Annotated in this window: 18 protein-coding genes and 6 pseudogenes; 13 read left to right on the plus strand and 11 right to left on the minus strand. The window is 68.7% G+C overall.

The window, feature by feature from the left end:
• Positions 1-242: 242 nt before the first annotated feature.
• Both ACFWBB_RS23420 and ACFWBB_RS23425 read right to left on the minus strand, forming a co-directional pair.
• Positions 243-391: pseudogene (locus tag ACFWBB_RS23420) on the minus strand (glycosyl hydrolase); the annotation flags it as partial.
• 387 nt (positions 392-778) lie between these two features.
• A complete protein-coding gene (locus ACFWBB_RS23425; RefSeq protein ID WP_385275712.1) occupies positions 779-1,693 on the minus strand; it encodes a GNAT family N-acetyltransferase in 915 nt (304 codons plus the stop codon).
• 228 nt (positions 1,694-1,921) lie between these two features.
• On the opposite strand from ACFWBB_RS23425, the pseudogene ACFWBB_RS23430 reads away from it, so the two are divergent.
• The 3 genes and pseudogenes from ACFWBB_RS23430 to ACFWBB_RS23440 all read left to right on the plus strand — a co-directional run bounded on the left by ACFWBB_RS23430 (position 1,922) and on the right by ACFWBB_RS23440 (position 4,262).
• A pseudogene (locus ACFWBB_RS23430) lies at positions 1,922-2,422 on the plus strand (GNAT family N-acetyltransferase).
• Between the two features lie 460 nt (positions 2,423-2,882).
• Positions 2,883-3,248, plus strand: a complete 366-nt coding sequence (locus ACFWBB_RS23435) for a hypothetical protein (protein WP_385275715.1) — start codon at positions 2,883-2,885, stop codon at positions 3,246-3,248.
• Positions 3,249-3,809: 561 nt separating this feature from the next.
• Positions 3,810-4,262, plus strand: coding sequence for a hypothetical protein (locus tag ACFWBB_RS23440; RefSeq protein ID WP_385275718.1), 453 nt, complete (start codon positions 3,810-3,812; stop codon positions 4,260-4,262).
• Positions 4,263-4,364: 102 nt separating this feature from the next.
• Here ACFWBB_RS23440 and ACFWBB_RS23445 read toward each other — a convergent pair whose 3' ends face one another.
• From ACFWBB_RS23445 to ACFWBB_RS23455, 3 genes and pseudogenes are all read right to left on the minus strand, one after another.
• Complete coding sequence (locus ACFWBB_RS23445; RefSeq protein ID WP_385275721.1) at positions 4,365-6,116, minus strand: SpoIIE family protein phosphatase; 1,752 nt, start codon at positions 6,114-6,116, stop codon at positions 4,365-4,367.
• Positions 6,117-6,336: 220 nt separating this feature from the next.
• Positions 6,337-6,480: pseudogene (locus ACFWBB_RS23450) on the minus strand (IS6 family transposase); the annotation flags it as partial.
• Between the two features lie 103 nt (positions 6,481-6,583).
• Positions 6,584-7,309: a TetR/AcrR family transcriptional regulator gene (locus tag ACFWBB_RS23455; protein ID WP_385275724.1), complete on the minus strand. Its 726-nt coding sequence runs from the start codon at positions 7,307-7,309 to the stop codon at positions 6,584-6,586.
• Positions 7,310-7,399: 90 nt separating this feature from the next.
• Between ACFWBB_RS23455 and ACFWBB_RS23460 the strand changes: the two genes are divergently transcribed.
• Complete coding sequence (locus ACFWBB_RS23460) at positions 7,400-8,260, plus strand: SDR family oxidoreductase (RefSeq protein WP_385275727.1); 861 nt, start codon at positions 7,400-7,402, stop codon at positions 8,258-8,260.
• A gap of 367 nt (positions 8,261-8,627) precedes the next feature.
• Here ACFWBB_RS23460 and ACFWBB_RS23465 read toward each other — a convergent pair whose 3' ends face one another.
• Positions 8,628-9,749, minus strand: coding sequence for an IS630 family transposase (locus ACFWBB_RS23465; protein ID WP_385275730.1), 1,122 nt, complete (start codon positions 9,747-9,749; stop codon positions 8,628-8,630).
• A 226-nt stretch (positions 9,750-9,975) separates the two neighbouring features.
• Between ACFWBB_RS23465 and ACFWBB_RS23470 the strand changes: the two genes are divergently transcribed.
• Positions 9,976-10,245: a hypothetical protein gene (locus ACFWBB_RS23470; protein WP_385275733.1), complete on the plus strand. Its 270-nt coding sequence runs from the start codon at positions 9,976-9,978 to the stop codon at positions 10,243-10,245.
• Positions 10,238-10,771 (plus strand): cupin domain-containing protein, encoded by a 534-nt coding sequence (locus tag ACFWBB_RS23475; RefSeq protein ID WP_385275736.1) that lies wholly within the window; start codon positions 10,238-10,240, stop codon positions 10,769-10,771. Before ACFWBB_RS23470 ends, ACFWBB_RS23475 begins: the two co-directional genes overlap by 8 nt.
• Positions 10,772-11,051: 280 nt before the next feature.
• Here the strand turns inward: ACFWBB_RS23475 and ACFWBB_RS23480 are convergent.
• Positions 11,052-11,120 (minus strand): annotated as a pseudogene (locus tag ACFWBB_RS23480) (hypothetical protein); the annotation flags it as partial.
• 232 nt (positions 11,121-11,352) lie between these two features.
• Here ACFWBB_RS23480 and ACFWBB_RS23485 point away from each other — a divergent pair.
• From ACFWBB_RS23485 to ACFWBB_RS23505, 5 genes and pseudogenes are all read left to right on the plus strand, one after another.
• Positions 11,353-11,697 (plus strand): annotated as a pseudogene (locus tag ACFWBB_RS23485) (transposase); the annotation flags it as partial.
• A gap of 231 nt (positions 11,698-11,928) precedes the next feature.
• Positions 11,929-12,447: a toxin-antitoxin system HicB family antitoxin gene (locus tag ACFWBB_RS23490; RefSeq protein WP_385275739.1), complete on the plus strand. Its 519-nt coding sequence runs from the start codon at positions 11,929-11,931 to the stop codon at positions 12,445-12,447.
• An 81-nt stretch (positions 12,448-12,528) separates the two neighbouring features.
• Positions 12,529-13,377, plus strand: a complete 849-nt coding sequence (locus ACFWBB_RS23495) for a DUF4097 domain-containing protein (protein ID WP_385275742.1) — start codon at positions 12,529-12,531, stop codon at positions 13,375-13,377.
• 75 nt (positions 13,378-13,452) lie between these two features.
• Complete coding sequence (locus ACFWBB_RS23500; protein ID WP_385275769.1) at positions 13,453-14,439, plus strand: ATP-binding cassette domain-containing protein; 987 nt, start codon at positions 13,453-13,455, stop codon at positions 14,437-14,439.
• A complete protein-coding gene (locus ACFWBB_RS23505; RefSeq protein WP_385275745.1) occupies positions 14,436-15,254 on the plus strand; it encodes an ABC transporter permease in 819 nt (272 codons plus the stop codon). The genes ACFWBB_RS23500 and ACFWBB_RS23505 overlap by 4 nt, the downstream gene beginning before the upstream one ends.
• A gap of 539 nt (positions 15,255-15,793) precedes the next feature.
• Here ACFWBB_RS23505 and ACFWBB_RS23510 read toward each other — a convergent pair.
• On the minus strand, positions 15,794-16,366 hold the full coding sequence (locus ACFWBB_RS23510; protein WP_385275748.1) for an ArsR/SmtB family transcription factor: 573 nt from the start codon (positions 16,364-16,366) through the stop codon (positions 15,794-15,796).
• 134 nt (positions 16,367-16,500) lie between these two features.
• Between ACFWBB_RS23510 and ACFWBB_RS23515 the strand changes: the two genes are divergently transcribed.
• The gene (locus ACFWBB_RS23515) at positions 16,501-17,178 is read left to right on the plus strand and encodes a hypothetical protein (protein WP_385275751.1); all 678 of its coding nucleotides are present in this window, start codon (positions 16,501-16,503) and stop codon (positions 17,176-17,178) included.
• Positions 17,179-17,227: 49 nt separating this feature from the next.
• On the opposite strand, the gene ACFWBB_RS23520 is transcribed toward ACFWBB_RS23515, so the two are convergent.
• Positions 17,228-18,484: an IS256 family transposase gene (locus tag ACFWBB_RS23520; protein ID WP_385275754.1), complete on the minus strand. Its 1,257-nt coding sequence runs from the start codon at positions 18,482-18,484 to the stop codon at positions 17,228-17,230.
• Positions 18,485-18,545: 61 nt separating this feature from the next.
• Positions 18,546-18,926, minus strand: coding sequence for a winged helix-turn-helix transcriptional regulator (locus ACFWBB_RS23525; RefSeq protein WP_385275757.1), 381 nt, complete (start codon positions 18,924-18,926; stop codon positions 18,546-18,548).
• A gap of 74 nt (positions 18,927-19,000) precedes the next feature.
• Here ACFWBB_RS23525 and ACFWBB_RS23530 point away from each other — a divergent pair, with 74 nt between their 5' ends.
• On the plus strand, positions 19,001-19,684 hold the full coding sequence (locus tag ACFWBB_RS23530) for an NADPH-dependent F420 reductase (protein ID WP_385275760.1): 684 nt from the start codon (positions 19,001-19,003) through the stop codon (positions 19,682-19,684).
• Between the two features lie 65 nt (positions 19,685-19,749).
• Here ACFWBB_RS23530 and ACFWBB_RS23535 read toward each other — a convergent pair.
• Positions 19,750-19,893 (minus strand): annotated as a pseudogene (locus ACFWBB_RS23535) (IS5/IS1182 family transposase); the annotation flags it as partial.
• Between the last annotated feature and the right edge of the window lie 347 nt (positions 19,894-20,240).

Below are 20,240 nucleotides of genomic sequence, written 5' to 3' on the forward strand. Positions count from 1 at the left end.
GCTCCCGTGAACCCGACCGTCGTGCTGGTGCACGGGGCGATGCACACCGTGAACTGGCACAGCGTGCGCGCCTTCACCGAGAAGCTGGGCGCCGCTGCGCCCCGGGTTCCGCTGACCTACGTCGTGGCCACCGAGGATCCGGCGCTTCCGCCCGCCGTGCAGGAACAGTGGTGGGCCGCGCGTGCCGCCCACAGCGCACGTGTCGCCTCGGGGCACTCTCCGCACCTGTCCCACACGGACACGGTGTACGTCCCGTCGCCGAGCTTTCCGGCGCCCACCGCGGTCCCGAAGTGGCGCCCAGACTGGGCCGCTTGGGCGCCGAGGGTACCCGCGGCCGCGACGGGCCCGGCGGAAGCCACCTGAGTGGTGGTGGCGTCGCGGTGGCCAGCAGGACACCGGCGACCAGCAAACCCAACCCCCGGGTTCGACGCCGGCGGACGCTGGGAGCGCCCGGCGAGTAGTGCGTCGTCGACGCGGAACAGTAGTACCTGGCGCCGACCCGGATGATGTCGATGTCCGCGAAGTCCCGCCAGATCACCGGGTTCGTGTACGGGGCAGCTGCCGCGTCCTTCGACGCTGCTCGGGCCGGACTCGCCGAACCGAAGGGCGACAGGGCGCCCACGGCCAATTCGCCGGTCGCGGCCGGCGCAGTGCGGCGACTACCGGATGGTCTGTCCATGTCAGCGTGGCGAAAGTGGTGGAGACGGTCGCCGGCGGCTGCTCTGTCAAAGTCAGTCAGGTAGCGGATCGGCGGTTTCTCCGTGCCGTGCGAGTCGCATCAGGTCGCGGAGTGGGGAAGGCCGATCGAACGGCTTTCCTCCAGGACTCGGTAACCGGCGCTCGTGTACAGGTTCATTGCCACCTCGTTGCCGCCCCACACGGTGAACATCAGCGCCGAGTCGCCGGCTGCGAGCGTAGCCTGTTCGCCGGCCGCCATCGCGGCCCGCCCGTAGCCTTTGCCTCGGTGCTTCTCCTGGATGTACAAGGAGTAGCCGTAGGTGACTCCCGGAAGGTACCCGTGCTTCACCCAGCCGGTGCCGATCCGCTCGCCCGCCGCCTCGAGTACCAGGAACGTGTTGTCGGGCGTTGCCAGGCCCTCGGGAATCAGATGCGCGAAGTCGCGGTCGGACTTGCGTACGGCCTCCTCGGGGCTCAGGGCTCCCGCCCGGACGATGTCGCCGACGTAGGCGAGCTTTTCGTCGGCGAGCCACTCGGGGTATTCGGCCTGCGTCATCGGCCGTGCGGTGACGCCTTCGACGGGTTCCGGCGGGGAACCGACGCGCCGCATCCTGAGCTGGCCGCGGACGTGGTAGCCGCCGAACAACTCGTCGGCGGGCGTGGTGAGGCTTATGTCCAGTCGCTGTGCGCCGCGCTCCGCGCACCATTCCTCGGCCCAGTGCCGGGCGGCCTGTTCGTGCCCCTGGCCGGCGTGGGGCGCATCGACGCGGAGGTCTCCGATACGGCCCGCGAGCGTGCCGTTGTCGTCAGTCACGGCCACGGCTACGTATCCCACTTGGGTCCCGTTGTCCGTGATCCCGGCGACGGTCCAGTCACCGAGGTTGCCGCGTACATCCTCGAGCTTGCGCTCCACCGCGCTGCTGCCGAGGCCGGCCGCCGTGTACGAGGCCCGTAACCTCCGCTCGAAGTCCGTGTGCCATGCCGTGCTGTCATCAAGGATGCTGAATGCTGTCACGTGATCACACTAACGACCTTGTGCAACTGGTTCACGGCTCGGCGGAAGTTGGCTCGCTGAGCGGTGCACGAGGGGAGCCGGGACGCGCGAGGTGATCGTTTCCGGAAGGTCGGCTCACGGGCCTGGGGCCGATGCGTCAGCTGAACTCGGCCTGTATGTCGCTCCGTTGAGGCGGGAACAGTCTCATGTCCCGCGAGTGAGCGTGCAGAGCGTCTATAGAGTGTTGGCATGCCGTATCCGCCGATACCGCCGCAGCTCGAGACCGCTCGACCGACGCTGAGGCCGTGGACGGAGTCCGACGTCGACGCCCATCGCACGCTCGTCGCGGAACGGGGTGACGGCATGCCATCGATCGTGCACAACCAGCGGATGATCGATGATCAGCGTGCCGCATCGGCACAAACCGGGATTGCTCTGCTGGCCGTCGTCCGCCGCGATGAAGGCGATTTCATCGGGTATTGCGGGCTCACCGTCGGCCGGGCGTCCGTCGACGAGCCGGAGATCGCATACGAGTTGTTCCGGTGAGTGCACGGACAGGGCTATGCGACTGAGGCGGCCTCCGCCGTGCCCGACGCCGCGATCATCGCCGGGCGGAAGCGGCTCTGGTCGACGGTGCGTCCCTGGAACGCGCCTTCGTTTCGAGTCCTCGAAAAGCTCGGGTTCGAGCGCGACCATGTCTCGGCGGACGACCGTGGCGAACTGGTATGGCTCACACGCTGCCTCCCGTAAGAGGCCCGTATCCGGTCGCCTGAATGCGACCGGATACGTAAACCTGACGGCCCGTGGGGTGAATTCACCTGAGGCGAGAATCGATTCGGGCCAGGCCGACTGCGACGGGACCAGAGATCGCGTTGAAGGGTTCCACGACGCGACTGTACGTTCGGACGGTCCATGCGTCCGGGTCTGTGGCCCCGAACCGTACCGCAGCGGTATTCCCCAAGACCCCGGCACAGGGGCACCCCTTCTCCGGAGTCGGCGCCCCCACGGCACACTTGACTGGAGCCCCATGCGCGCACACCACCCCCTATTCCTCACCCTTCTCCTCTCTCTCGCGGCTCTGACCGGAGCCTGCACGGAGCAGAAGCAAGAGCAGGAACCCGGGGACGGAAGGGCTCGGCCCGCATCACAGGCCCCTGCCTGGGAGGGCAAGGAAGACCGAGAGGAGGCAACGGACCGCGCAACGCGTGCCTTGAGCGCAGTCGAACCCGAAAGCGCCTCCCGCGAAGACTCGGGCACGGCAACTCTGGCACAGGGCTTGAACAAGACTTTTACGACGCAGGGAGATCGGGCCTATGTCTTCGACATCACCTGCCAGACCCCCGCGCCGCACACGCTCACACTGACGCTCATACGGGGCGAGGCCGCGAACGAATGGGAGGTGGAGTGCGGCGACCGCGAAGCCGATCAGTTCAACATTCCGGTCGGCGCCCCAGTCACCGCTCGCATCACACCACCGAACCGCGACACCGACGGTCTTGTCATGTGGCGACTCAACACCGTCGGCGCCGAGGATGCAGAGGACTGCGATGACGACATCACGGGGTGCGAGGGCTGAACATCATGGCCGACCGACGGAGGTCCACCGCGACCGCGTCGATCCTCGTACGAAGGAGGATCATTGCGACCAACGGACGGACTGAGCCAGGACCTGCTCCTGCCGAACTTCCGGCTCCCCGGAGTCGGCCCATACCGTGATTGGCCGGCCCGCGCCGCGATGCCGTCCGGCGCTCCGCGGCCCCTGACACCAACGGGTCAGCATTGTTTGCGGTCCGCCCGGTTGTCGCCCCTGAATGGATTCCATGCAGCGACACACTCCGACGTGGGACGGGACCGCGCCGCCCATGGAACGATCGCACTGGGTGTCCTTCGCCGGGATCCTGCTGATCTTTACCCGAGGGCGGACCCAGCCCCGAGCGTGGCAGTACACCGCGCATCGTGATCGACGTCGACGCGCTGTTGCCCGGACATGGAGATCAGGCATCCCTGAGAACCCGAGGCTCCGCCAAGCCCCCGCGTCGTGCCAGTGATGAAGTCGAGTACGGCAACCCGCCGCGACGGTGGCGGGAGGCAGCTCGTGCGGCGGTGGCGCCAGACGGCACAGACGCATCTGACCCCGATGCAGCGATCCCTGTTGATGACCTGGGTGTCGTTCGGAGTCACGTTCGGCACGGTCAGGGTCATCACCCACGGCATCCGCGGAGGATGGCTGCCCTGGGGGAACATTTCCGTCGGACGGGAGCACCTGCATCACTACAACCTCGGCATCGCCGCACTCGCCGGCGTAGGGCTGATCGCTGTCCGCGGTGACGAGCGGGCCATCGGGCATCCCGTGGTGGCCACCGCCTACGGCTGCGGCACCGCACTCATCTGCGACGAGTTCGCGCTGCTGCTCGATCTGCGGGATGTCTACTGGGGCGAGCGGGGACGCCTCAGCGTCGATGTCTCCCTGGGCGCGCTGTCCACGCTGGGTGCCTATCTGACGGCCAAACCGTTCTGGCACGAGATCGTGAAGATCACCGGGGTTCACGTCGCGACCGCGGCCAGGCGCGATGTCCGCGCCGTCACCTGACGACCGGGACCCTCTGCCGGCTCGGCCGACGAGCGTGGCGTCGTACTTCGGGAACCATCAGGTTCGGCTCGGCGGCGCTGATCGGCATGGGCACCGGCGGGCTCACTCACCGACTGGGCGTGTGGGTGTCCGGGTGGGGGTGCGGAGGGCGAGGAGGGCGACGTCGTCGTCGTTGGCGGTGGGGCGGACGCGCTGGAGGAGGTGGTCGGTGAAGGAGGTCAGGGGGCGGTGGGCGAGGGCGGCGGCGTGTTGCCGTAGTCGGTTGAGGCCTTCGTCGAGGGTGTGGCCGCTTTCTTCGATGAGGCCGTCGGTGTAGAGCAGGAGGGTGGACCCGGGGGGCAGTTGGGTGGTCGCGTCGGTACGGGGTGTGTGGGACGAGGTGCCCAGGAGGATGTTGTGGCCGTCGTTGAGGTAGTGGGCCAAGCCGTCGTGGGTGATGAGCAGGGGCGGCGGGTGGCCGGCATTGGTCCAGGTCAGGTGCCATTGGCCCGTATGGGTTTGTTCGAGACGGGCGAGGATCACGGTGGCCATGGTGACGTCGGTGATGTGGTTGAGGGCTTCGTCGAGACGTTGGACGATGCGGCTGGGGGGCTCGTGCAGGGCCCAGGCGTAGGCGCGGAGCATGTTGCGCACCTGGGCCATGCCGGCTGCGGCTTCGAGATCGTGGCCGACGACGTCGCCGATGGCCAGGGCGGTGGCGCCGTCGGAGAGGGAGAAGGCGTCGTACCAGTCGCCGCCGACTTGTGAGGCGTCGGGTGCGGGGAGGTAACGGACGGTCATCTGCAGTCCGGGTACGCGCGGCATCTGGGGCAGCAGGTGGTTCTGCATGGTTTCGGCGACTTTGCGCTGGCGCTGGTAGAGGCGTGCGTTGTCCAGTGCGAGGCCGGCGCGGCGGGCGATGTCTTCGATCAGGGGGAGGTCGGCCGCGTGGAAGTCACCTGGCTGTTTGGCGCGGCCCAGGGTGAGGGCTCCGAGAACGGCGCGGGTGCTGCGGATGGGAGCGATGGCGGCGGAATGGATGGCGGTGGCGTCGAACAGACGGCGCTGTTCGACGGCGATGCCGGAGTCCGGGGGCCCTTGGTAGGTCTGCGGGCCGGCGAGGGTGGATGCGACTCCGCGCAGGGCTCTGGACAAGGGCATCGGGGACTCTTCCGGGATGGGCGGCATGGGCCCCTGGAGCTCTTCGTGGCGTATCTGGGTGTCCGCGTCCGCGTCCGCGTCTGCTTCGACGACGACGGTGCGCCACACTTCGTCGCGTTCGGTGATCAGGTCGATGATGACCCAGTCCGCGAGCCGCGGTACTACCAGGCTCACGAGTCGGCGCAGGGCTTCTTCGACGTCGAGGGTGGAGGTGAGCTGAGTGGTGGTGGCGGCCAGCAGGGCGAGCCGTTCGAGTTCGGGCAGCAGGGTGGTGGCCGGCTGGGGGCGCGCGCTGAGGTCGTCCTCGGAGCGGGCGTGGAAGAGGACGAGGGTGCCGTGTTCGTGTTCTGCGGGGCCGAAGGGGGTGATCAGCCAGGAGACGGGCAGCACGGAGCCGTCACCGCGGGCGAAGTAGTCCTCTTCGCCCTGGGCGGTGCGTCTGGTGTGGAAGGGCTGGCGCATGCGGCATTGCGTTTGCGGCAGGGGCTGGCCGTGGGCGTCGCGGTGCAGCAGGTCGTGGGCGTCGTGACCGAGAAGTTCTGCGGCCGTGCGCTGCAGGAGGTGGGCGGTGTGGGAGTTGGCGGCGATGATGTGGCCCTGTTCATTGACGACGTAGGCGCCGGTGCCGATGGCTTCCAGCGCCTGGGTGGCCGGACCGGCAGGCGCCGCCCCGGCCTGGGCGCCGGGGGTGTGAGTTCGTTCCGGTCCTGCCATACGCTGATCTCCTTGCCTGGCGGGCGGCACGCCCGCTCGATGGTGTCCGCTTTCCCGACTGCCCCGGTAGCGGCGGATCCAGGCCTTCCCTCACTGTCCGGCCGCCGAAACCGGGCCGCGGGGCGGGACAGCGGCGGCGGAGGGGGGTGGACCCCTCCCGGGCCCGGTCGCGGGTGCGGGCCTCGTGTCGATCGAGGGCTTTGGAGCCCGCAGGTCGTCGTCAGGCGAAGCGGACGGTCATCTCGGTTCGATAGTCGGATGCGGGGATCCGACGACGGCGGGGCAGGAAGTGGAGCGAGATACCGCTGAACGCAGACAGAAACCGCTGCGCTGCGCCCATGGAGCGAAAGCCCTTCATCGGGCGAGGTGGTAGCCGCTCGCGGCCGGCACCGCGGTAGGGAGCGGGGCCGCGGTTCGCCGAACTGAGCACGGGGTCGCGGGTGCGGGCCTCTGAGGCGCGATCAGGCCTACGGCGTGCCACCGTCCGCTGTCAGGCGGGTGAGCCACTCGCGCAGCAGGTGTTGCTCGGCGTCGCTCAGGACGTCGACGTCGTGGGGGAGAGCGGCGTGCAGTGCGCGGGCTGCCGCGGCAGGGCCTGTCTCCGCGCGAGGGACCGCCGGTTCGGCGCGGGTGATGGCGGTGACCATGGCCTCGCGGAGGGCGGTCAGCAGCGCCGGGTTGCGGCGTTCGGGCGGTGTGGAGTGCCAGGTGGTGACTGCGCCTCGGCCGGTGGCCTGGATGATCTGGGCGGCCAGCTCCTCGTCGACGCGTAGCCACCCCCCGGCCGCCAGTCGGCGCACCCTGCCGTGGAGGATCTCCAGGCCTGCGCGGTGCGCCAGGTCCGCGCTCCGGCCGGTGGCCCTGTTCATTACCGCGAACAGCTCGGGGCGGGAGACCCCGAACTCCACCACCGTGTCCCAGCCGCGGCGAAGTTCCTCCACCGCGTCCTGCGGGTCGGGGTCGAGCTGCGCGCGCTTGTTCTCCAGGAACTCTGCGTAGCCGTGCTGGGCGACGGCCTCGAGAAGCCCCTCCTTGTCGCCGAAGAGGCGGTAGATCGCCGGCGGCTGCATTCCGGCCGCCGCGGCGACCGCGCGGGTGCTCACCGCTTCTGGGCCGCCTTTCTCCAGGAGCTCGACGGCAGCCTCGACGATCCGGTCACGAGGGCTGTCGGTGCTATCGCGTCGCGTAACCATGTGACCAATGTTATCAACGTTTCGGTTCCGCCGATATTTTCAGTGTTATCGTCCGACTGATTCCACTGGAAACAGTCTCGGGAGAGATCAATGATCATCGTGACCGGAGCCACTGGCAAGCTCGGCCGCCGCACCGTCGAACGCCTCCTGGAGCGTGTCCCCGCCGAACGCATCGGCGTCAGCGTGCGCGACCTCCGCAAGGCCCAGGACCTCGCCGACCGTGGCGTTCGTGTCCGGCAGGGCAGCTTCGACGACCCCGCTTCGCTCGTGCATGCCTTCGAAGGGGCCGAGCAGTTGCTCCTCGTCTCTCTCGACCGCGCGGGCGAGGAGTGCGTCACCGGCCATCGCACCGCCATCGACGCCGCCGTGAAGGCCGACGTCGGCCGCATCCTCTACACCAGCCAAATGGGCGCCGCCCACGACTCCCGCTTCCAGCCATGCCGCGACCACGCCCAGACCGAGGACCTGCTGCGCGCCACCGGCCTGCCCTGGACCGCGCTGCGCAACGGGTTCTACACGGCCAGCGCCTTGCACTTCTTGGAGTCCGCCCGCCACACAGGCGACATCGCCCTCCCCGCCGACGGCCCCGTCGCCTGGACCGGCCACGACGACCTCGCCGAGGCCACCGCGGCCATCCTGACCGAGGAAGGCCGGTTCGAGGGACCCACCCCGCCTCTCACCGGCCCGGCGGCGCTCGACTTCGCCACCGTCGCCGAAATCGCGTCCCAGAGCACCGGACGGCACTTCACCCGTACCCTCGTCCCTGACGACGCCTTCCGCGAGCAGGCACTGGCGCACGGCGCCCCGGCCCAGACCTCCGACCTGCTGCTGAGCATCTTCACAGCGGCGCGGAACGGCGAGTTCACCACCGTCGACTCGACGCTGGCCGAGCTGATCGGGCGAGAGCCCACCACCTTCCGCACCCTGCTGACGGGCGCCTGGGGCGAATAGACCCGCCTCCGTTGCCACTTCACGTTGTCGGCGAGCGGCCGGGGCCGGGCCGTAGCGGCGCCGGCCAGCAGGCGGAGAGACGCGGCGGGCGCGGTCGGGGCCTTCACCGGGAGGCGGGCGCTTCCGCCGGGGGGTGCTCCCTATGGGTTTGGCCAAGGTGATGGGGCGGGTCGGGGTTCGTAGAAGGTGCCGTCTCAGAGCCCCATTTCGGTTCCGCGGCCCACCCAGCGGGCAAAGCAGAGCTGTCCATGGCCACTGTCAGCATCGGCTCAGGCAAAGACCACGTCATGCGGTGATGCCTTACACGCCAACCACCAACAGCCGGGCGACCAGCACCCAGTCACCCGGCAACGCCGACATGGGCCAGCTAGTGTCCTGCGCCGGAGATCCGTCGGCAGAAGCGGGCGAGGGATTCGAGGATTTCTTCGGCGGTCTTGGTCCAGATGAACGGCTTGGGATCCTCGTTCCAGTCCTTGACCCACGCGCGGATGTCGGCCTCAAGGCTCTGCACGTTTTTGTGGGCGCCGCGGCGGATCTTCTGGTCGGCCAGGAAGCCGAACCACCGCTCGACCTGGTTGATCCAGGAGGAGCCGGCCGGGGTGAAGTGCATGTGGAAGCGTGGGTGCTTGGCCAGCCACATCCTGATCGCGGGCGTCTTGTGGGTGCCGTAGTTGTCGCAGATCAGGTGGACTGCCAGGTGCGCGGGCACTTCCTTGTCGATCCGGATGAGGAACTTCTTGAACTCCGCTGCCCGGTGCCGACGGTGCAGGGCACTGATGACCTCGCCGGTGGCGACGTCGAATGCGGCGAACAAGGTAGTCAGGCCGTTGCGGACGTAGTCGTGGGTGCGCCGTTCGGGTATGCCCGGCATTATCGGCAGCACCGGCTGGGATCGGTCCAGGGCCTGGATCTGCGACTTCTCGTCCATCGAGAGGACCACCGCGCCCTCGGGCGGGTTGAAGTACAGCCCGACGACGTCGTAAATCTTCTCGACGAACAGCGGGTCGGTCGACAGTTTGAAGGTGTCGGTCAGGTGCGGTTTGAGCTGGAATTTCCGCCAGATCCGGCCGACGGTGGACTTCGACAGGCCGCTGTGTTCCGCCATCGACTTGCGCGACCAGTGGGTGGCGTTCTTCGGGATCTCTTCCAGCGTGGTGACCACCACCGCTTCCACCTGATCAACGCTGATGGTGGGCGGCCGGCCCGGTCGGGGCTCGTCGACCAGGCCGTCGAGCCGCTCTGTCAGGAACCGGCGCCGCCACTTGCGGACGGTGTCAGCGGCCACCCGCAGATCCCGGGCGACCCCAACGATCGGCGGGGTCTCCGGCCCTGCGCACGCCAGCACGATCCGCGCGCGCAGGGCCATGGCCTGGGCCGATGTCGCCCGACGCGTCCACCGCTCCAACACCGCCCGCTCGTCATCAGACAGCAACAACGGTTCCAGCTTCGGGCCCCGACGAGGAACTGACGCACCAGCAGCAGTAGTCACACAACTACTAACGATCAACTACCGGCGCAGGACACTAGCTAGTACTCCAGCAGCGTTTGCTGTCTGGCCTGGTCAGAGGCGTCGTCGGGAGTGTAGTGGGTTGATGGCGTGTCGGGGGCGGTCTTGCCGGGCCGCCCCTGCGACGAGTGGCACCGAGATCTGTCCGAGCTGTGATGAGGGCAGCCTTCCCGCGTGATCGACGACCTTGCCGACGCGACCTGGGACCGTGAACTCGACGACCTCTTCCTGCGTATCGGCCACTGCTTCGGGTGCGCCGACCTGCGACGCCGCCATGCGCGACAACGTCCGCGCACTGTTCGGCCCGGTCGGCTGCAAAAACGGCTGGCAACTGGCCGAACACGCAGGCCACCGCACCCCCGACGGCCTGCAACGACTGCTGAACGCAGCCACCTGGAACGCCGACGACGTCCGCGACGACCTGCGGACATACGTCGCCGACCAGCGGGCCGACGGGTCACACTGTCGTGATGAGTGATCACGAAGCACCCGATCCGGCCCGTCCGCTGCTGCGCCGTCCCGAGGACGGAGAGCTCATCGACGTCGCCGGTGTCGCCCACTTCTTCCGGCTCACCAGCGAACACACGGCCGGGCACTTCGCCTTCGAGGAGTTCAGCCTCGCACCCGGCACCATCGGGGCCAGACCGCACGTGCACGACGGCCACGACGAGTACTTCTACGTGCTGGAGGGCGAGTTGACGCTGCACACCGGGGAGGCCGAGGTGACGGCAGGACCCGGGCACCTGCTCGCCGCCACGCGTGGCACTCCGCACGGCTTCCGCAACGCGGGTCCTTCCACCGCCAGGGCACTGTGCCTGTACACACCCGCCGGATACGAGGACTACTTCCGGGACGTCCACGCCGCCGTGGCCGGCGGAGCCGAGGCGACCGACGCCCTGCTGGAAGAGTTCCGCGGTCACTACCGCACGCGCTCCTTCGTAGTCCCGACGGAACCGTTTCCGGCGTCCCGGACGGCGCCCGGCCCCGAGGGACGCAGCAGCTGACGTGCGACGCGGTCGGCGATTTCCCGGCAGGCCCGGGGGACGCTGCCGGCCCTGCGTGGACGCAATCCGGCGCGCGAGCATCGATTCCCATAACGCCGGTGGACAGTGCCTCGTCACGAGAGAAAGGACGCATGCCGGAGCGCGAGACCCTGCCGCAGTTCCGGATGCTGGTCGTTCCTGTCCACGCGGGGGGCCACCAAGCTGGTGACGCTCGCCGAGCTGCTCCGGGTGGCGCCGTCGACTGCCATGCAGGGTGCTGAATCCGACGCCCTTACTGGCATCAGGACATGCTGCCCCGGCACACCGTCCCCACGGCCGGAGTGCGGCCCGTGCGGAGGTAGGTGTCGACCGCCTCCGCGACGCAGCGGTTCTGCGGGTACGTGCCGCCGCACCCGCCGTACGGGCCCGCGCCCTGGAATCATCGCGAACGGCCACCCCGACCTGCTCGCCGACCTCTCAGGCGTCACCTTCTGCGACTCCTCAGGACTGGGCGCCCTCGTCGGCATCTGGCGCTGCGCCAAGGACGCCGACGGCTCCCTGACCCTGGCGGCCATCCCCGACCGGCTGAGCCGCCTGGTCACGTCACCCAGCTCGTACCCCTGCTCGACGCCGTCCCGCCGATCCGGGGCCGACGGGGACGTCCCCGCCGCAAGCCCCGACGCCTGTACGCCGACCGGGGCTACGACTTCGACAAGTACCGCCGCCTACTGTGGAAGCGGGGCATCAAACCGCTGATCGCCCGACGCGGCGTCGCCCACGGTTCCGGACTGGGCAAGGTGCGCTGGGTCGTCGAGCGCGCATTCGCCTGGCTGCACCGGTTCAAACGACTCCGCACCCGCTACGAGCGGCGCGCCGATCTCCACCAGGGCCTGCTCGGACTGGCCTGCAGCCTCATGTGCCTCCGCCGCCTCCGAACCTCATTCTGAACGATCAGTTAGTGACATCACATGGCACCGAGTGGCTCCGAATGGCGCCGCTTGGCATCAATCGGCTCCATTCCGCGCGCTGCACAGGCACGTGAATGCGCAGGGAACCCTAGTCGACCGGGGGTGCCTCCGTGGCGTTTTCACAGGTGAAGTGGGATGTAGGCCCACCCGTCCCTTGCAAGGGGCCACCCGGGCTTGCGAATGACGCCATCATGGTGCCACTATGGCGGCATGGACCTCACCCCGTATGTCGACTCCCTCCGCCGCGAACTCGCGGTGGCCGCCGAGGCCGGCGGCGACGAAGCCCGCGAACTGGCCGAGAGGCTCACTGCCCCCTTGGAGTCGGCGACCCGTCTGACCATGCTCAACGTGCTCTCCGCCGCGATGGACGAGATCACCCGTGAACTCGCCCCCGGCTCGGTCGACGTACGGCTGCGCGGCCTCGACCCCGACTTCGTGGTGACCCCGCCGCCCACCTACGGTGGCGCCCCCGCCGAGCCGACCGCGTCCCTCGAACCGTTCACGGCGCAGGCGCCCGGCGACGGCGACGAAGGCGGCACCGCCCGCGTCAACCTGCGTCTGCCGGCCCACCTCAAGGCACGCGCCGAGGAGGCCGCGACCCGCGAGGGTCTGTCGGTCAACGCGTGGCTGGTGCGCGCCGTGTCGGCCGCGGTCGGCGGCGCCAGCCGGCCGCGTACCACGGAGAAGGCCCAGACCGTCGGACAGAGCTTCACAGGCTGGGTGCGCTAGCCGGGCCTCACCCACACCACTTCACCCACACCACGTCCCATCAGCGGGGACGTCCCAAAGACTCAAGAGGACGGGACAGCCATGCCTTCTTTCGACACTCCCGAAGCGATCTCGGTCACCGCACGTGTGGAGGCCGGTTCCATCCAGTTCACCGCGGGCGACCGCCTCGACACGGTCGTCGATGTGCAGCCCCGTGACCCCAAGAAGGACCACGACGTACGGGCGGCCGAGCAGACCGAGGTGACGTACGCGGGCGGCGTCCTGACCGTCAGGACGCCCAAGGGCAATCTGCTCGGGCTCGGCCGCACCGGCACCGTCGACGTGACGGTCGAACTGCCCGCGAACTCGCGCATCGACATGACAGGTGCCTGGGCCCAGGTGCTGGGTGAGGGCCGGCTCGGCGAGGTCCACGTGAAGACCTCGTCCGGCGACGTCCGCCTCGACACGACGGGCCCGCTCCAGCTGACCGCGTCGCACGGCTCGATCACCGTGGACCGGGTCGAGGGCCGGGCCGAGATCACCACCAGCTCCGGCAGCCTGCGCGTCGGCCTCCTCGACGGTCCCGCCGTCCTGAAGAACTCGCACGGCACCACAACCGTCGACGCCGCGACCGGCGAGCTGCGGGTGAGCGGCGCCAACGGCGACATCGAGATCCGGCGCGCCGAGGACTCGGTCACCGCCACCACCGCCCACGGCACCCTGCGGGTGGGCGAAGTGGCCCGCGGAACCGTCCAGTTGGAGACCAACTACGGTGCCATCGACGTCGGTGTCCGCGAGGGCACGGCCGCCTGGCTCGACGTCAGCTCCGGCTCGGGCCAGGTGCGCAACACGCTCACCGCCTCCGAGAGCCCGGAGCAGACCGAGGACACGGTCAAGGTCCGCGCCCGCACCAAGTACGGCAACATCGACGTCCGTCGCGCCAGGGCCTGAGCACCACCTCGTCAACCAGTCCCTTCATCCACTCACTTCACCCTTCGACCGGAGGGCCCCATGCCTTCATCTGTCATGCCCACATCAAGGCGAGGCGACGATCCGCAGTCGCCCGCCGCCGTCTCCACCGTCGGTCTGCGCAAGTCGTACGGCGACAAGACCGTCCTCGACGGCATCGATCTGCGCATCCCGGCCGGGACCGTGTTCGCGCTTCTCGGGCCGAACGGCGCCGGCAAGACCACCGCCGTGAAGATCCTTTCCACGCTCATCACCGCCGACGCCGGACAGGCCCAGGTCGCGGGCCACGACGTCGCCACGTCACCGGACGGCGTGCGTGCCGCGATCGGTGTCACCGGGCAGTTCTCCGCCGTCGACGGCCTCATCACCGGCGAGGAGAACATGCTCCTCATGGCGGACTTGCACCACCTGCCCAAGCGCAAGGGGCGCCAGGTCACCGCCGAACTGCTGGAACGGTTCGACCTCACCGAGGCCGCGAAGAAGCCCGCCTCCACCTACTCCGGCGGCATGAAGCGCCGCCTCGACATCGCCATGACCCTGGTCGGCAACCCGCAGATCCTCTTCCTCGACGAGCCCACCACCGGCCTCGACCCCCGCTCCCGCCACAACATGTGGCAGATCATCCGCGAACTCGTCTCCGACGGCGTCACCGTCTTCCTCACCACCCAGTACCTGGAAGAGGCCGACGAACTCGCCGACCGCATCGCGGTACTCCACGACGGCAAGATCGCCGCCGAGGGCACCGCCGACGAGCTGAAGCGGCTGATCCCCGGCGGGCACGTCCGGCTCCGCTTCACCGACCCGGACGCCTACCAGTCCGCTGCCTCCGCCCTGTGCGAGGCCACCCGGGACGACGAGGCGCTCGCGCTGCAGATCCCCAGCGACGGCAGCCAGCGCGAGCTGCGCTCCATCCTCGACTGGCTGGACTCCGCCGGCGTGGAGGCCGACGAGCTGACCATGCACTCTCCCGACCTCGACGACGTGTTCTTCGCCCTGACCGGCGGAGCCGACCGAGCCGACAAGAAAGGTGAGGCCGTCCGATGAGCTCCCCCCTGGCTCCCGCCCGCCCGACCCCGCTCTCCCTCGCCGTGCAGGACTCGAACACCATGCTGCGCCGCAACCTCCTGCACGCGCGCCGCTACCCGTCCCTCACCCTGAACCTGCTGCTCACGCCGATCGTCCTGCTGCTGCTGTTCGTCTACGTCTTCGGTGACGTGATGAGCGCGGGCATCGGCGGTGGTGGCGCCGACCGCTCGGAATACATCGCGTACCTGGTCCCGGGCGTCCTGCTGATGACCATCGGCGGCACCCTGGTCGGCACCGCGGTATCCGTCTCCATGGACATGACCGAGGGCATCATCGCCCGCTTCCGCACCATGGCGATCCACCGCGGCTCCGTGCTCATCGGACACGTCATCGGCAGCGTGCTGCAGTCGGTCATCAGCGTGGTCCTCGTCGGCGCCGTCGGCGTGGCCATCGGCTTCCGTTCCACGGATGCCACGGCCCTGGAGTGGCTGGCCGCGTTCGGACTGCTCACACTGTTCGCCCTGGCGTTCACCTGGATCGCGGTCGGGATGGGCCTGGCCAGCCCCAGCGCCGAGGCAGCCAGCAACAACGCGCTGCCGCTGGTCTTCCTGCCACTCATCTCCAGCGCCTTCGTGCCGGTCGACGCGATGCCGGGATGGTTCCAGCCGATCGCCCAGTACCAGCCGTTCACGCCCGCCATCGAGACCCTGCGCGGGCTGCTGCTCGGCAGCGAGATCGGCAACAACTGGTGGATCACCATCGTCTGGTGCCTGTGCATCGCGGCGCTCGGCTACCGCTGGTCGAAGGCGGTGTTCAACCGCGACCCGAAGTGACCGCGTGGGCGGCCTCCGGCAACTCGTCCCGCCCGAGGGCGGCGTACTCCGACACCTCGTCGCGTGCGCCGCCCTGTCGGCGCGCTGCGGTCGGCGCGGCGCATCGACGCCGAGTGGCTGGGAAGCCTGACAGGGCGTCGAATTCGTGCCTGATCTTGCTGCCCGTTCTCCACCTCCGGTGAGTGTCTGACCAGTTCAGACTTCGAACAGAAGACGGCCACGGAAGTAGGACCGCAATCGAGGACCGTCGCGGTGTGAAACGTACGGGGGTACGTCTGTTCCTTTACCTCGCCCACATGGCCTTTGGCCGCCCGGGCGGGAGCAATCGTCAAGACCTGTGGATCGATCTTGGTCAGGCCCGCAGTCCCGATGGGCGGCGTGACTGATTGTTGATCTTCTTTTCGTTCGAGGTCCGCGCGAAGCGTCGCCCGAATGAGGAGACCGTGGCTGCGTGAAGACGTCGGCCCGACCTGGTCCCTTCCCTCAGCTCACCCGTACGGTCAGTCGGCCGATCAGACAGTTCGTCGGCCGGCTGCCGGTCAGTCGGCGGGCAGGCCGAACCAGCGGAGGAGTACGGGTCGTGCATCGTGGGGGGCGCCCTCGGGCCCGCGGGCATAGCGCGCGAGCAGGGTCAGATAGTCGTCATGGAACGCGTCCAGCTCACCCTTCGTGAGGTGGATGAGGCTGCGTGAACCCCGCATCCAGCCTTCGGACTCCGCCTGTGCGGCGGTGAACTGCCGGGCAAGCTCGACGTCCTCCTCCAACCTCATCCGGTCCAGCTCGGCCGACATGGCGCGCTCGGCCTCCGTCAGCTCACCCTGCGGCGGTCTGCGGATGTCGAGGCCGCGCACCCCGCGCCACCAGCGCTCACGCCCGGTGGAGCGCTCGGGGATGTCTTCGATGAGGCCACTGCGCTCCAGCATGCGCAGGTGGTAGCTCAGCGTCCCTGTGTTCTCGCCGAGGGCGGCGGCCAGCGTGGTTGAGGTAGCCGGGCCCGCCGCGCCGAGGTGGCGCAGGATACGCAGGCGCAGGGGGTGCGAGAGGGCCTTGAGTACCTCGGGGCTGTCGACCGTGCGCCGCCCTGCGGCGTCCGCTCTCCGCTCTTTCGTCATGGCGGCAGTCTATCCAGATCGCAGCACTTTCTCTGCAGACCTTCCTCTGCAGAGAAACCTCTGCAATGCTGTGACGTATGACGCCGAACCGAGTGACCTTAAATCGCGCAGTCCGCCGCTGCACAAGTGCTGCTGTGGGGGCCCTACTTGCCGGACTCGCCCTGGGCGCCGCACCCGCGTATGGAGCTGAACGGGCTGCGGATCTACCCGAGTTCGACTTCTCCGCCTGCCCGACCGTCGATGAGCTGCCCACGGGTGTGGACCCCGGGACCTGGCGCTGCGAGGTCATGCACGCCACGGGGCATCTGCGCATGGGCGCCGTCGACGAGCCGCTCACCGAACCTATGAAGATCACCTTTGCGGAAGGCCGTGTGGACGGTGAATTCCGCCAGGTCTTCGGGGAGATGACCGCTGCGCCAATCCCGGTGGGAGGCACCCCGTTGACCCTGACTCCGCAGTACGGCGGCTACTCGGACTTCCTGTCCGACGACACCCGGCGCGGCGAGTTCGACATCAAGTTCGTCATAGGCTCGGCGCACGGGCTGCTGGCCCTGCCGTGGTCGGGCTGCTCGGTGGGCAGCGATGAGGACGCGGTCCACCTAGTGCTCAAGGACACCGATCCCACCAGGGTGATATCCAAGGACCCCCTGGTCGCCGCCTTCGGTGCCCAGGACGCGGAGTTCGCCGCCCCGGGCACTAGTGGCTGCGGCCCCCTTAGCCGCGCGCTCGACCGGGCCCTGGGCCTGCCATCCACGGCGGGAGCGAACGCCTTCGACATGGATGTCACGGTATCCATCCGGTCCTACATGTAGACCGGTTTCGGTGAGTAATTGTCAATACCTGTGAGCCAGTTGAGGTGGTTCAGGCCGCGTGAGCCTCGGAGCGTTCGACGAGGCGGCCGCGCTCGAAGCGGGCTCCGGCCCGGACGAGCGCGACGAGGTGGGGTGCGTTGACCGCTCGCCACCGGTGCTGGGCGGACTCGACGAGCTTGAAGACCATGGCGAGGGCGGCGGCCGCACTGCCGGCGCCCTTGGTGACCTTGGTCCTGAGCCGGACCGTCGCGAAGGTCGATTCAATAGGGTTTGTCGTGCGCAGGTGAACCCAGTGCTCGGCGGGGAAGTCGTAGAACGCCAGCAGTTCGTCGACGTCGTCGGTGATCTTCCGAGCCGCCTTGGGCCACTTCACGCCGTACGTTTTGTCGAATGCGGCGACCGCCTTGACGGCGTGCTCGCGATCCTCGGCGTTGTCGATGTCCTGCAATGCCTTGCGTGCACCGGGCTGGGCTGACTTCGGCAGGGCGTTGAGCACGTTGGCCGTTTTGTGAACCCAACACCGCTGATGGCGGGTTTCGGGGAACACCTGCGCCAGGGCCTTCCAGAAGCCGAGTGCACCGTCGCCGACCGCGAGGACGGGGGCACGCAACCCGCGCCGGGCGGCATCGCGCAGCAGATCGGCCCAGGACTCAGCGGACTCGCGGTAGCCGTCGGCCATCGAGATCAGCTCCTTGGTGCCGTCCGCACGCACACCCATGACGACCAGGACGCAGGACTTGGCCTCCGTGAGGCGGATGCGCAGGTGGATGCCGTCAGCCCAGACGTAGACATAGTCGGACCCGGTCAGGTCGCGCTCGCCGAAGGCTTTGTGGTCGGCCTGCCACTGCGCCGTCAGCCGGGTGACCGTGGCAGGCGAGAGCCCGGCGGAGGAGCCGAGGAACTGCTCGAACGCGGGCACGAAGTCGCCCGAGGACAGGCCGTGCAGGTAGAGCAGCGGCAGCACCTCGCTGATCTTCGGGGACTTCCGGCACCACGGCGGCAGAATCGCTGAGGAGAACCGCTTGCGCTCGCCCGTGTCCGGGTCGATGCGCTTGTCGTTGACGCGCGGGGCCTTCACCTCGACGGCTCCCGCGGCGGTGGTGACCTCCCGAGGTCGGTGGTAGCCGTTGCGCACCACCATCCGCCGCCCGGTCTCATCCCGCTCGTCGGCGAACTCGGCGATGTAAGCGTTGACCTCGGCCTCCAGCGCGGCGGCCAGCATCCGCCTCGCACCCTCCCGGACGATCTCATCCAGCAGCGAGCTGCCGCTTGGTGTGGTGCCGTCCTCGTTGACTACCGTAAGCACAGGCGTGTCTTCCCGACCGACGGTGCAACGTCGGCCTTGCTCGATGACCTGGACTTGTGGATCAGCCCTGGCGGAAGGAGGCGTACCTTCCCGATGGATCGATCGATACCTGGGCGGCCATAACCTCATCGCCGTACTCGAAGGCCCATGCGCCGACGGCATCGATGGGAGCCAGCAAGGTCCGTCCCAGAGGGGTGAGTTGGTACTCGACCCGTGATGGTGCGTCGGGGCCTGCCTGCCGGTCGACCAGTCCGTTGAACTGCAGCCGGCGCAGGGTCTCGGTGAGGACCTTGGAACTGATGCCCCCGATCCGCTCCCGTGAATCGACCGGGCGCCTGGGACCGTCGCGCAGTGCCCAGAGCACCACGGCGTTCCAGGTGTTGGAGAGCAGGTCGAAGGCGAGGCGGGCGCGGCAGTCGGCGAGGAAGGCGTCGGTCGTCACGTACCAAATGGTGCCCGAACGGGCTTCTAGCGTCGATGTGAACGGTCGAAGCAGACACGGAGAGGGACCACGTGATGAGAATCGGCGTACTGGGCACGGGCGACATGGCCGACGCGCTCGCCACCCACTGGGTGCGGGCCGGCCACGACGTGACCATCGGGGGGCGGGACGCAGACAAGGCGGAGCGGCTCGCGACGCGCATCGGAGGCAGTGCGAAGCCTGGCAGTCTGCGCGCGGCGGCCGAGTCCGGCCAGGTGGTGTTGGCCGCGCTGCCCTTCGGGGCGGGAGTAGAAGTGGCCCGGGGTCTGCACGCGGCCCTGGAGGGCAAGGTGCTGCTCGACTGCTCCAACCCGGTCGGGCCTGGCTTCCAGCTGCTGACGGAAGGAGGCCCCTCCGCCGCGCAGCAACTGGCTGCGGCAGCACCGGGAGCCCACGTGGTCAAGGCTTTCAACCTCTGCCACGAGGACGTGTGGCGCATGCGGCCGCCCGTCTTTGATGGGCGACCACTGGCCGTTCCGGTCTGCGGGGACAACGAGACGGCTCTGAGGCGTGTGCGTGAGTTGGTGCGGGACGTGGGCTGTGAACCCGTGGCTGGCGGCGGTCTGGAACGTGCCGGACTCCTGGAGGCGACCGCCGCACTGTTCATCGCGTTGTGGGTCGGCGAGGGAGCGGATGCCCAGGCAATCGCTCCTCCTCTGGCCTACGCGGCCGGACCGAACCACCAGGAAGCGGAGGACGGGAGGGCGGCTTTCCGTTAGGGGTTCTCACCTTGTCGCGACGCGTCCCTCGCACGGGTACAACGCGAGGGGCCCCGCCGCCCACGGCTCTTGCCGACGGCGGCCTTCGCGCCGGACAGTTCCCACGCCTTGCAGTCGTTGCGGTTGCCGGGCAGCGGGCGGCCGACCGCCACCACCAGCCGGGTGTCGGCGCCGATGACGACCTGGTGGTTGGTGGAGTACCGGTAGTTCTAATAGCTCATCGGTGAGCTCGAGCACGGCAGTGCAAGGGCCCCGATGCGAGGTGGAAGCCTGCCGCCGTTCTGGGGCTTTGATCCCTGTGTTCAGACCGGCTCTGCCTCGCCCGTGCCCTGCCGGGCGGAGACCTTCGGTAGTTCCGGGACCTTGATCTCTCGTCAAAGACCGGTCCTGCCCGGCAGAGCTCGGATCCAGGTTTCATGTCCTCAGCCCGCCGACAGGGGCCACCTCTCAGCAGTTCGCGAGCCATGAGCTCTCCAGCAGACCGAGGTCCCTGTCGGTCGCTGGAGACACGAACGGCTCGTGAGATGGCGTGCCTTGAGCACTTCTATTAGAGCGC

The organism is Streptomyces sp. NPDC060000 (genome assembly GCF_042737375.1).
GTDB lineage: Bacteria > Actinomycetota > Actinomycetes > Streptomycetales > Streptomycetaceae > Streptomyces.